Source organism: Marmoricola sp. OAE513 (assembly GCF_040546585.1).
Lineage (GTDB): Bacteria > Actinomycetota > Actinomycetes > Propionibacteriales > Nocardioidaceae > Marmoricola.
Map to the genome: position 1 here is coordinate 241,422 of NZ_JBEPOC010000001.1, position 11,557 is coordinate 252,978.

The window sequence follows — 11,557 nt, forward strand, 5'->3', positions numbered from 1 at the left end:
GGTGAGCATCGGATCAGGTTAGGTCGGCAGCGGCACCGATGAAGAACCATCGCCCCGGCAGCGCGGTCCTGGTCCAGACACCCCAACCGGTGCCGTAACGAAGGGCGAATCCGGTCGTTCCGGACCTATCAGGACACCTTGCGCTTGGCAGTCGGCGAGTAAGCACCGCCGACGTCGCCGTCGAACGGGCGGATCCGGAATTCATACGTCTTGCCCTTGGTGAGCTTCTTACTCACCAGCGTGCGCGCGGTGGTCGTGGCGACGACCTTCCACGCCCCGCCCTTCACCCGTCGCTGGACCTGGTACTTCAGCGCTCCAGCAGATGCCGCCCAGGTCGCCCGGATCTTCTTGCCGGAGACCTTGGTCAGGACAGGCTTCTTGCCGACAGCCAGGGCGTTGGCCCGGGGCTTCGCCACAACCTCGGTCGACCAGGTCGCGGTGCCCTGGGCCTTCACCCGGAAGGCGTACGCACGGCCTGCTACCAAGCTGCTGATGACGCGCGACGACCCCGCCGATGTCGTCGACTTCCAGACGTTGGTACCGCCCTGCCGCCACTGGACGTCGTACCCCGGGACTCCACCCAGGTTCGTCCACGAGACCGTGACCGCGTGCAGGCCAGCGACGGCGGCCGGTGCGTCGATGCGACCCACCGGTCCGGTCGGCGTCGCCGCGACCGCAGCCGATCTCAGGTCGGGCGACAGCGCCAGGCCCTTGGCCGAGGCGAGCATGAACTCGTACTCGGTCCCGCCGGAGAGGCCACTGACCGTGTACGTCGTGCAAGGTGTCTGCGGCAGCGTGTACACCGTGCCGCAGGCCTGCGTACCCACCGACGGGTAGTAGTAGCGCAGCGAGCCGAGCACCAGGTCCGCCTTACGCACCCACGGTCCGTTCCCGCTCTTGTTCCGGGCGTAGACGACAGTGCGGTCCGACCCGAAGGGCAAGGTCCAGGTGAGCTTGACCTTGTTGTCCCCGTCGAGAGCGGGTGGGTCCAGGACCGCGGTCATCCGCGGTCCGATCTTGGGGGTCGGCAGCGGGTTCGGGCGCGCGAACAGGGCGGGGTTGATCGCGTGCAGCTTGTCGTCGATGGCTGCGGCGATGGCGACCTCGCCCACGGCGTCGGGGTGCACGCCGTCCCACGTGTGGTTCGACCAGCCGGGCAGGGTGGCGAGAACCACGCGTGCGTTGGCCGTGTTGAGGTCGCTCACGACCCCGGGCAGCAGCGCGTTGTACCTCCCCGCGCGGCTGGTGGCGCTGGTCGTCGGGACCGTCGTGATCACCACGTCCACGTCCGGGTTGCCGAGACGCGCCTGCGCGATGACGCCCTTCAATTTCCCGGCCACGAAGGCCGCGATCTGCTGGTCGTTGAGCCCAGCGAGCTCGGGCTCCTCGGATGTCCGAGCCAGGTCGTTCCCGCCGGCGAAGAGGACGATGATGTCGGGCGTGTGCGCGGTCACGGCGCCGCGGATCCAGCTGGTCGCTCCCGGGTAGTACGGGTAGACCGGGTTGTTCTGGTAGTTGGCCGCCGAGCCGAATCCGAACTTGCCGTTGGGGAGGTTGTCCGGGTCCGTCCACAGCTTCACGCCCGGTCGCGCCTCGTGGTCCTGGTCGAAGTCGCAGTCGATGTACTGACGGCTTCCCTGCTCACGGGTGTTCGCGTTGATCGTGTCCTGGAATCGCCCGACGAAGTCGACGTTCGCGCCGCGCCCGTCCTGGTCCTTCCAGAGCCAGTAGGGCCAGGTGTAATCGCCGGCTGAGGCGTTGGTGATCGAGTCCCCGGCGATCATGATCTTGATCGGGTTCGGCTCCTCGGGTCCGTCGTTCGAGGAGCACTGGTACCCCGGCCCCGGAGGCGGTGCCGCGCTCGAGCTCCCTACCAGTGCCAGCGGTGCGGCGGCCAGCGCCCCCGCCATCACGACGTGCATCACCCGAGATCTGATCACGGCGCAACCCTAGGTGGCCGCGGGTGGGTTCCCACACCGAAACCCGAACGGTCCAGACCGATCGGTCGGCTCGTGTAACGCCTGCGCGCTACCCCGGGGCTCACGACTTCTTTTTCTTCTTCTTCGGAACCGCGAAGACCTCGTTGCTCCACGCCCCGTAGCCCGAAGCATTCTTGGCACGCACCTGGAAGCCGTACTTTTTCTTCGCCTTCAGGCCGGAGATCACGCGAGCACCTCCGGGCGAGGTCGTCGTACCGGCCCACGCCGCAGCTCCCGCCCTGCGCCAGCGGACCTCGTACAGGGTCGCGCCGGCGAAGTTCGGCCACCGCACGGTGACCTTCCGGACCCCGCGGACCGGCTTGGTCTGCACGACCTTGCCCAGACCCCCGGTCGCCTTGACCTTCTTGATGTTGGAGACGATGTCGGCCGCGATCGCCCGACCCTTCCCGACCCGCACCTCGAACTCGTACGTCGTCCCGCCGGACAGCCCTCCGACCGTGTACGTCGTGCAGGGGGCCTCACCGCAGGTCCCCGTGCCGATGGTCTTGTAGAACCGTCGCAGCGCGGCTGTCACCAGGTCGGCCTGGAGGACCCACGGGCCGTTGCCGCTGACGTTGCGTGCGTAGACGAGTGCGCGGGTCCCGCCCGGCGGGTAGGTCCAGGTCAGCTTCGCCTGGTTGGTGCCGGGCACCGAGGCGTTCAGGACGGCGGGCCGTCGCGGTCCGATCCGGGGCTTCTGCAGGGTGCTCGGCCTGGCGGGCAACGCCGTGTTGAGCCGATGGATCCCGTCGGTGATGGCCGCGGCGATGGCCACCTCGCCGAGCGCGTCCGGGTGGTAACCGTCCCAGGTGTGACTGGACCAGCTCGGGATCTTCGCGAGCACGATCTTGCTTGCCGACGTGCTCTTCGTCGCCACCAGGTTCGCCAGCCCCTTGTTGTACCGGGAGAACCGGGACTCACCTGCGGTCGGAGGTGTCAGCGCGGTCAGCACGATGTCGACCTGGGGGTTCCCCAGCCGGGCCTGGTTGATGAAGGTCGTCATGAACTTGATCGCCTCGTCAGCCTTCTGGGCTTCGGTCCCCGTCGAGGTCGGGTAGGCGATGTCGAGGTTCCCGGCGAACGCCACCAGGATGTTGGGGTCGTACTTGGCGACCGCTCCCCGGATCCAGCTGGAGGATCCGGGATAGTTCGGCTGGGTCTTGTCGGTGGACGTGAACGGGCGGGTGTAGCTGGCCTTGCTCGCGTCCGGGTTGTAGAGCCGCGCCGAGGTGCGCGCCTCCTGGTCCATGTCGAAGTTGCAGTCCAGGTACTTCTTGCTGCCGCGCACCTGGGTGACCGGGTCGATCAGGTCGTCGAACGCGCCCACGAAGTCCACGTTGCCGCCACGGTCGACGAGGTTGCGCCAGAGCCAGTACCGCCAGGTGTAGTCACCGACGGACCCGGCGGTGATGGAATCGCCCGCCACCATGATCTTGGTCGGGTTCGAGCCCGACGGACCTGCGTCCGTGGTGCAGGAGTAGCTGGGTCCCGGCGGTGGCGCAGCCACCGAATCTCTCGGAACCAGTGCCGCCGTGGTCGCCATCAGTGCCAGGCACGTGACAGTGCGCAGTGTCTTACCCCCGTTGAACATGCTGACGATGGTAGGTCGGACAGCATGGCCGTGCAGGGCAAACGAAGACACGAGCCGGCAAAAGCGAACGAGCCCGGACCCCCTGGGGGATCCGGGCTCGTCCTTCAGACGTGGAGCCGGCCGATCAGGCCTGGCCGCCGGTCAACTTCTCGCGCAGGGCCTGCAGGGCCTCGTCGGAAGCCAGCGAGCCACCCTCGGCAGCGTCGCCCTCGGTCGCAGCGTCGCTGGAGTACGACGTGGCCTCGCCGGCCTCGGCGTCGGCGACCTTCGCCTCGGCCTGCTGCTTGACGTGGGCCTCCCAGCGCTCGTGCGCCTTGGCGTACTGGTCCTCCCAGACCTTGCGCTGGTCCTCGTAGCCCTCGAGCCACTCGCCCGTGTCGGGGTCGAAGCCCTCGGGGTAGATGTAGTTGCCCTGCTCGTCGTACGTGGCGGTCATGCCGTACAGGGTCGGGTCGAAGTCCTCGGCCTCGGCAGCCGTGGAGGTCTCGTTCGCCTGCTTCAGCGAGAGCGAGATCCGGCGACGCTCGAGGTCGATGTCGATGATCTTGACCATGACGTCGTCGTTGACCTGGACGACCTGCTCCGGGATCTCGACGTGACGCTCGGCGAGCTCGGAGATGTGCACCAGGCCCTCGATGCCCTCCTCCACGCGGACGAAGGAACCGAACGGAACCAGCTTGGTGACCTTGCCGGGCACGATCTGGCCGATCTGGTGGGTCCGGGCGAAGTGCTGCCACGGGTCCTCCTGCGTCGCCTTGAGCGACAGCGACACGCGCTCGCGCTCCATGTCGACGTCGAGCACCTCGACGGTGACCTCGTCGCCCACGGTGACGACCTCGGACGGGTGGTCGATGTGCTTCCAGGACAGCTCGGAGACGTGCACCAGGCCGTCGACGCCACCCAGGTCCACGAAGGCACCGAAGTTGACGATGGAGGACACGACACCCTTGCGGATCTGGCCCTTCTGCAGCTGGGTCAGGAAGCCGTGGCGGACCTCGGACTGGGTCTGCTCGAGCCACGCACGACGCGACAGGACGACGTTGTTGCGGTTCTTGTCCAGCTCGATGATCTTCGCCTCGAGCTCCTTGCCGACGTACGGCTGGAGGTCGCGGACCCGACGCATCTCGACGAGGGAGGCCGGCAGGAAGCCGCGCAGCCCGATGTCCAGGATGAGACCACCCTTGACGACCTCGATGACGGTGCCGGTGACGACGCCGTCCTCCTCCTTGACCTGCTCGATGGTGCCCCAGGCGCGCTCGTACTGGGCGCGCTTCTTGGACAGGATCAGACGGCCTTCCTTGTCCTCCTTCTGGAGAACGAGGGCCTCGACCGAGTCACCCACCTTGACGACCTCGTTGGGGTCGACGTCGTGCTTGATGGAGAGCTCACGGGAGGGGATGACACCTTCGGTCTTGTAACCGATGTCGAGCAGCACCTCGTCGCGGTCGACCTTGACGATGATGCCCTCGACGATGTCGCCGTCGTTGAAGAACTTGATGGTGGCGTCAATCGCGGCGAGGAAGTCTTCCTCGGAGCCGATGTCGTTGATCGCGACCTGCGGAGCGTCGGAGTAGAGAATGGAAGTCATAAGGGAAATGGATCCTTGGTGGACAGATGTAGTGCGGGCACGCGAGAAGCCCTTGATCACCATCACGAATTCATTTCGCTGGCCCACGGAACCGCGGACCGGACAGCGAGCGAGAGGCTGCTACGTCTGAGACTCAGGCAGACTTCTGGCGCACCGAGAATCGTACGGCGTCCCGAGGGCCTGAGTCCAACCGGCCGGAGCCCGCGACCGGGGTCGTCAGTGCAATCATCTCCTCATGACCGCCCCCCACCGACCGGTCCGCGTCGAACGACGCCCGGTCGACGAGCAGGACTCGCTCACCGCGAACCGCGCCGACTGGGACCGGTACGCCGACGAGTACCAGTCCACCCACGGCGAGTTCCTGGGTGACGAAGGCTTCCTCTGGGGTCCCGAGGGCGTCCGCGAGGACGCCGTCCGTGCGCTCGGCGACGTCGAGGACAAGGACGTCCTCGAGCTCGGCTGCGGCGCGGGCCAGTGCTCACGCTGGGTGCTGCGCCACGGGGGTCGGCCGGTCGGCCTCGACGTCTCCATGCGTCAGCTCCAGCACAGCCGACGGATCGACCAGGAGCACGAGACCCGGGTGCCGACGATCTGCGCGGGCGCGGCAGCGATCCCCGTGGTCGACGACGCCTTCGACATCGTCTTCTCCGCGTTCGGGGCGCTGCAGTTCATCTCCGACGCCGACGCGCTGGTGGCCGAGATCGCTCGCGTCACCCGCCCGGGCGGGCGGTTCGCCTTCTCCGTCACGCACCCGACCCGGTGGATGTTCCCCGACGACCCCGCCGAGGGCGGGCTGCTGGCGAGCCAGTCGTACTGGGACCGGACGCCGTACGTCGAGGTCGACGACGAGACCGGCGAGACCTCGTACGTCGAGCACCACCGGACCCTGGGCGACTGGGTCCGAGCACTCAGCGCCAGCGGCTACCGGCTCGTCGACCTGATCGAGCCGGAGTGGCCGGCCGACCACGACCGGGTCTGGGGCGGGTGGAGCCGCACCCGCGGGCTGCTCACGCCGGGAACGGCGCTCTACGTGGCCGACCTGGCGTAGGCAGTCGTCGAGCCTGCCGAGACGCATCTCGACAGGCTCGATGACCGGGACCGTTCTACGAACGACGCCTCAGGCGTGGACCGCCTCGCGCTCCTTCACGCGGGCGCCGCCCGACGAGGCCTGGCGGCGGGTCATCATGACGCCACCGATCATCAGGACCAGACCGAGGACGAAGCCGACCTGCGGAACGACGTTGCGGACCAGGTTGAGCATCGAGCCCTGCGAACCGTAGTCGTCGATGTTCTTGCGCACGGTCTTGTCGTCGTAGGTGACGACGGCCTTGGTCGTGGTGACCCGCGGCGTGCCCTGGTAGTCGATCGTGTTGTTCTGCGCTTCGGTGCGCTTGATGATCACGCCGGTGTGCGGCTCGACGAGCAGCGTGCGGTCGACGGAGTACATCATCTGCGCCTCGACGTTCCCGTCGCCCGACTCACCGAGGATGCTCCGCGGCGCGTCCATCGTGTCGTACTGGGTGGCGGGGATGGTCTGACCGAACTTGTAGACCTCCATGCCCTCGATCTTGGTGGTGCCGAGGTACTTGATCGGCACAGCCTTGAGCAGCGTGGAGTCCCAGAACATGTAGGTCTTCTTCTGGGTCTCGAACGGGAACTTGGCGACCAGGCCCTTGTGGACCAGCTTGTCCTCCACGCCCGGGGTGTCGGAGACGAAGTCGTCCTTGATCCCCGGGGTCGCCTCGCCGGTGCGAGCGTCGAAGGTCATCCGCTCGATCTCGCCGCGGACCTCGCCGTTCGGGCCGGTCATGGTGCCGGCGGAGTCGGTGGTCACGGTGGTGTTCACGTACGTGACCGAGCCCTTGTGCTCCTTGGCCGCCTTCGCGTCGCCGACGGTGCTCACCTTGATCTTGAGGTCGGTGACGATCTCCTTCAGGGTGCCCGCGTCGAAGATCGTGGCGCCCTTGGCCTGCAGCCCGGTCTCGCTGATCTGGTTGGCCGGAGCCACTGCCAGGCGCGGGTAGGCGTAGAAACGGATCATCGGTGCCAGGACGACGAGGAATGCCCCCACGGCAACCAATGCAAGACTAAAACGGCGCATGACGCGCTCCCTCCCAGTACGGCGCCCTGGGCTCCCTCCCACAACGCACAGGGCGACGGTAACAGGAAACATGCCCTAAACGGGACATTAACCCCGTCGTTACCTGAATCGTGACATTCCGGTGTAGACAACCCCACAGGGCCGCTCGCCCGGGCTCAAGCCTTCTTGCGCACGACCATCCAGAGGTTCCAGGTGATCAGCTCGCGCAGCACCGGGACGCGCAGCAGGAACGAGGACCACCGCGGGAAGTAGCGCGGACGCAGGTCCAGGACCTCGAGGTCTGGGCGCGACGCGAGCCAGCGACGCCCGTCGGTCACGGACGCCGCGAACATCGACGAGCCGTAGACGTTCTTCGGCGGCTTGCCGTTCTTCCGCTCGTACCGTCGTGCCGCGTAGTGGCCGCCGAGCAGGTGCCACGGCGATGTCTCGTGACCTCCCCAGGGCCCGAGCCAGATCGTGTACGAGAGCACCGCCACTCCCCCGGGCCTGACGACCCGGACGATCTCGTCGCAGACGGCGCCGAGGTCGCGGACGTGCTCGAGCAGGTTGGAGGAGAACGCGATGTCGACCGCGCCGTCGGTCAGCGGCGAGCGCTCCGCCAGTCCCACGACCGATCCCGGCGTACGACGCCCGTGCAAACGGATCTCGTCGATGTCGGCATCGATCAGCACCGTGGTTGCGCCGGCCTCCTGGAACGCCGCCGAGTAGAACCCCGGGCCGCCTCCGAAGTCGGCGACGAGCTTACCCACGGGGTCCACGTGCTCACGCACCAGGTCGATCGCGTCCTCGGCGATCAGCCGGTAGAAGCCGTCCGGATCGGTCTGCTCGGTCAGGAAGGAACGGAACAAGCGAACAGAACGGGCCAACCCGGTAGATCGGAACAATCGGACAAAAACCACATTCCAATGTTACCGTGGTCACAGATTCGGTATCGCACCGGGGAGGGAGAACCACTGTGCGGTCCTTGAAAAGGGGGGTTCAGCCTGCCCGTTCGTCAGCACCGACGAGCGTCGCGGTCCTGAACTGGCGTGACCCGTGGCACCCCGAAGGTGGGGGCTCGGAGCTCTACGTCCATCAAGTAGCCAAAGAGATGCGTGACTCAGGCAAGCAGGTGACCTGGGTGACTGCGGCCTACCCGGGCGCTGCGCGCGACGAGGTCGTCGACGGCATCCGGTTCATCCGGCGGGGCGGCCACCTGACCGTCTACCTCTGGGTGGCACTGCTGCTGTGCACCGGGGCCCTGCGTCGTCGGCTCGGCCGGCTCGATGCCGTCCTCGAGGTCCAGAACGGAATGCCGTTCCTGGCCTCCTGGCTGACCGCAGCACGCGTGGTCGTCCTGGTGCACCACGTGCACCGCGAGCAGTGGACCGTGGTCGGTCCCGTGCTGGCGAAGATCGGGTGGTTCCTGGAGTCCCGGGTCGCCGTCCGCGCGAACCGCGGCCGCCGGTACGTCGCCGTCTCCGACATCACCCGTCGCGAGCTCGTCGGCCTCGGCGTCCGGCCCGACAGCATCGCCCTGGCCTACAACGGCCTACCGCCGGTGCCGGCGTACGAGGCCCGGGAGAAGTCCGAGCACCCGACGCTGGTGGTGCTCAGCCGCTTGGTCCCGCACAAGCAGATCGACCACGTCATCGCCGCGCTGCCGGAGCTCGCCGAGGAATTCCCGGGCGTCCGCCTCCGGGTCCTGGGCGACGGCTGGTGGGGCGAGGCGCTGCAGCAGCTGACGACCGAGCTGGGGCTCGACGACCGCGTCGAGTTCCTCGGCTTCGTCAGCGACCGCACCAAGTTCGAGGAGCTGTCCTCGTCCTGGGTGCACGTGCTGCCGTCGGTCAAGGAGGGCTGGGGCCTCTCGATCGTCGAGGCCGGCCACGCCGGGACCGCGTCGGTCGCCTACGCGAGCGCCGGTGGAGTCACCGAGGCGATCCTCGACGGCGTCAGCGGCCTGCTCGCCACCGACCGCGCCGACCTGACCACCCAGATCGCCGTCCTGCTGCGCAACGAGCAGCTCCGCGAGGAGCTCGGCCACAAGGCCGAGGTCCGGTCCGCGGAGTTCACCTGGGAGGCGGCGGCTGCGACGATCGGCGCGGCTCTCGACGCCCGCTGACGAACCACGAACCCGGAAGGGCCTGACCTCCAGTGAGGTCAGGCCCCTTCCTGTGCTCGGTCATCGAGCCTGCACTCGGTCATCGAGCTTGTCGAGATGCGGTGAGGTCTGCGCCCTGGTCGCCACGTCTCGGCAACCTCGACGACCGGTTGAAAACGAGCAGAAGGCCCGTCACGTTTCGGGTCGTGACGGACCTTCTGAGCTCTGGTGCTGCTGGAGGAACTACTTCGCGTAGTTCGGGGCGTTGACGTTCGAGACGTTCGCCTTGGTCTCCCCCGGCTGCGTGATGTTCGCAGCGACCTGCGTGGTCGCTACGGCGAAGGCGCCGGCGACGAGTGCTCCACCGACCCCGGCAACGGCAACGGTGCCGAACGTGGCACTGCCGCCCGCGGCTCCAAATCCAAGAAATGACATCGGTTCCCTCACCTGTCGTTGTGCGTTCTCCCGATGACCATGTTACCCGATCTTGTCCCTTTTGCCATGAATGCGCCGAACTGTTATCAAACCTCCTGATGCCGTCACCGCCACGAGGGCGAGCAGGTCGCCGACCACCACGACCGGGGCGTACGGGCGGGTACCGGTGACCTCGCCGGAGCCGAGGTCGATGAGCCGGAGCTCCGAGCCGTCGTACAGCACCCGACCGGCCGTGACGAGGTCGGCGTCGTCGATCCTGGCTCCCCCGGCGGCCGTCCGCTCCACGAGCACGTAGCGCACCCTCGCGGACCTCAGCACCGGCAGCAGCGGGCGTCCCTGCTCGAGCGCCTGCGCGATCGAGGCGGCTGTCCGGTCCTCGCCTACGACCACCTTGCCGCCACCCACACCGAGGGCGTCGTTGCTGATCACCTCGCCGGGGAAGAACCGGATCGCCGGGTCGAGCGCCGCGCGCCCGTCGTTCCAGGCGAACGCCTGGTACGCCGAGAACGGCAGCACGACGATGCGTCGGCTCTCCGCAGGCTGGTGGTCGAGCACGGCTCGCACCTGCGTCCACTCCCGGGGGTAGCCGACCGGCTCGAGCTTGCCCGCGATCCCCCAGGCGAAGGACGGCAGCAGCACCACCGGGAAGACGACGGCGGTCCCGATGACGGCCCGCGCCGGCAGAGCGTTCTTGCGCAGCGCGCGGTTCGCCGCATCCAGGACGAGCGCGAACCCGGCGCACGCCGCGAGCACCAGCAGCGCGGACCACTTCTGCGAGTCGCGCAGCAGTCCGGCGCCGGGTACCTCACGGACCAGCCAGGTGACCAGGTCGTTGCCCGGACCCCAGGTGGGCAGCACGGCGAGCCCGAGCCCGACGAGACCGACGCCGAGCAGCCGTCGGTGCGCCCGCGCGAGGAAGGCGAGCGAGGCCAGGGTGACCAGCAGCGCGAGGCCGACCAGCAGCACCGAGTCGCGCTCCCCGGGTACCACCGAGGCCTTCCAGATCCCGCCGAAGGAGAGCACCGAGCCGAGCACCCCGTACGGCGTGTCCGCCCGGGCGGCGAAGCCCGAGACACCCGCCGGATCGCTCGCGTCAGCGCTGCCCAGGACGCCGGGAAGCAGCCACGGAAGGTTGGTCACCGCCACAGCCGCGAGCAGGGTGGCCGCGTCGCGCACCCGGGCGCGGTCGGTGCCGAGCACCAGCACGACGAACCCGGCGAGCAGGCCGCCGGTCGGGCTGGCGAAGGACGCGAGGGCGAGCGGCAGGACGACCGCAGCCAGACCTGCACGGTCGGCGTGCTCGCGGAACGCCACGGCGGCGGCCGCTGCCCACGGGAGGGCGGCGTACCCGAGGAGCAGTCCCCAGTGGCCGATCGCCAACCGCTCGAGCACCCACGGGTTCCACAGGTAGAGGACGGCCGCACCCAGCGGCGCGAGGCGCGCGTTGTCCGCGAGGAGACTGCCGGTGAAGCGCCGCATCCCGAACCCGGCGAGCAGCAGCGCACCGAGCAGGACCACCTTCTGCAGCAGGTCAGCGGCCAGCACCTGGCTGAGCACCGAGACGACTGCGTCGGCCGGGACAGCCCGCGGTACCGACCCGTCCAGGCCGAGCCAGGCTGGGCTCCAGGGCTGGTCGGGGACGAACGCCATGTCGCCGATCAGCACGAAACCGCGGGACAGCAGCACCGGAGCGAGAGCGAGGCCGGACAGGACGACGATCGTCGCCGAGCCCGCCGCAGCGAGCCGCCTGTCCTGCGCCGTCCGTGTCCGCTGCGTCATC

9 protein-coding genes are annotated in these 11,557 nt (G+C 68.3%); 2 read left to right on the forward strand and 7 right to left on the reverse strand.

Features of this window, described 5'->3' with window-relative positions:
• Window positions 1-128: 128 nt before the first annotated feature.
• The 3 genes from ABIE44_RS01190 to rpsA all read right to left on the reverse strand — a co-directional run bounded on the left by ABIE44_RS01190 (window position 129) and on the right by rpsA (window position 5,158).
• Entirely contained in the window at window positions 129-1,940 is a 1,812-nt protein-coding gene (locus ABIE44_RS01190; RefSeq protein ID WP_209713406.1) for a fibronectin type III domain-containing protein, read from the reverse strand.
• 100 nt (window positions 1,941-2,040) lie between these two features.
• Window positions 2,041-3,570: an SGNH/GDSL hydrolase family protein gene (locus ABIE44_RS01195; RefSeq protein ID WP_209713404.1), complete on the reverse strand. Its 1,530-nt coding sequence runs from the start codon at window positions 3,568-3,570 to the stop codon at window positions 2,041-2,043.
• Between the two features lie 124 nt (window positions 3,571-3,694).
• Window positions 3,695-5,158, reverse strand: a complete 1,464-nt coding sequence (gene rpsA, locus ABIE44_RS01200; RefSeq protein WP_209713402.1) for a 30S ribosomal protein S1 — start codon at window positions 5,156-5,158, stop codon at window positions 3,695-3,697.
• A 235-nt stretch (window positions 5,159-5,393) separates the two neighbouring features.
• On the opposite strand from rpsA, the gene ABIE44_RS01205 reads away from it, so the two are divergent.
• The gene (locus ABIE44_RS01205) at window positions 5,394-6,206 is read left to right on the forward strand and encodes a class I SAM-dependent methyltransferase (protein ID WP_209713400.1); all 813 of its coding nucleotides are present in this window, start codon (window positions 5,394-5,396) and stop codon (window positions 6,204-6,206) included.
• A gap of 69 nt (window positions 6,207-6,275) precedes the next feature.
• Here the strand turns inward: ABIE44_RS01205 and pgfA are convergent, their stop codons facing one another.
• Window positions 6,276-7,331, reverse strand: coding sequence for a cell envelope lipid trafficking protein PgfA (gene pgfA, locus ABIE44_RS01210; RefSeq protein WP_354437741.1), 1,056 nt, complete (start codon window positions 7,329-7,331; stop codon window positions 6,276-6,278).
• Between the two features lie 83 nt (window positions 7,332-7,414).
• The gene (locus ABIE44_RS01215) at window positions 7,415-8,107 is read right to left on the reverse strand and encodes a class I SAM-dependent methyltransferase (RefSeq protein WP_354437742.1); all 693 of its coding nucleotides are present in this window, start codon (window positions 8,105-8,107) and stop codon (window positions 7,415-7,417) included.
• A 107-nt stretch (window positions 8,108-8,214) separates the two neighbouring features.
• Here ABIE44_RS01215 and ABIE44_RS01220 point away from each other — a divergent pair, with 107 nt between their 5' ends.
• Window positions 8,215-9,363, forward strand: a complete 1,149-nt coding sequence (locus ABIE44_RS01220) for a glycosyltransferase family 4 protein (RefSeq protein ID WP_354437743.1) — start codon at window positions 8,215-8,217, stop codon at window positions 9,361-9,363.
• Window positions 9,364-9,585: 222 nt separating this feature from the next.
• On the opposite strand, the gene ABIE44_RS01225 is transcribed toward ABIE44_RS01220, so the two are convergent.
• Both ABIE44_RS01225 and ABIE44_RS01230 read right to left on the reverse strand, forming a co-directional pair.
• A complete protein-coding gene (locus ABIE44_RS01225; protein ID WP_209713392.1) occupies window positions 9,586-9,777 on the reverse strand; it encodes a hypothetical protein in 192 nt (63 codons plus the stop codon).
• Between the two features lie 42 nt (window positions 9,778-9,819).
• Window positions 9,820-11,556 carry an MmpA family trehalose lipid delivery protein gene (locus ABIE44_RS01230; protein ID WP_209713390.1) on the reverse strand — a complete coding sequence of 579 codons (1,737 nt, stop codon included), beginning with the start codon at window positions 11,554-11,556 and terminating at the stop codon, window positions 9,820-9,822.
• Window position 11,557 lies beyond the last annotated feature (1 nt).

Coding starts and splice junctions, on each gene's coding strand:
- ABIE44_RS01195 (WP_209713404.1), bottom strand. CDS start 3,570: ATGTTCAACGGGGGTAAGACACTGCGCACTGTCACGTGCCTGGCACTG.
- rpsA (WP_209713402.1), bottom strand. CDS start 5,158: ATGACTTCCATTCTCTACTCCGACGCTCCGCAGGTCGCGATCAACGAC.
- ABIE44_RS01205 (WP_209713400.1), top strand. CDS start 5,394: ATGACCGCCCCCCACCGACCGGTCCGCGTCGAACGACGCCCGGTCGAC.
- pgfA (WP_354437741.1), bottom strand. CDS start 7,331: ATGTTTCCTGTTACCGTCGCCCTGTGCGTTGTGGGAGGGAGCCCAGGG.
- ABIE44_RS01225 (WP_209713392.1), bottom strand. CDS start 9,777: ATGTCATTTCTTGGATTTGGAGCCGCGGGCGGCAGTGCCACGTTCGGC.
- ABIE44_RS01230 (WP_209713390.1), bottom strand. CDS start 11,556: ATGACGCAGCGGACACGGACGGCGCAGGACAGGCGGCTCGCTGCGGCG.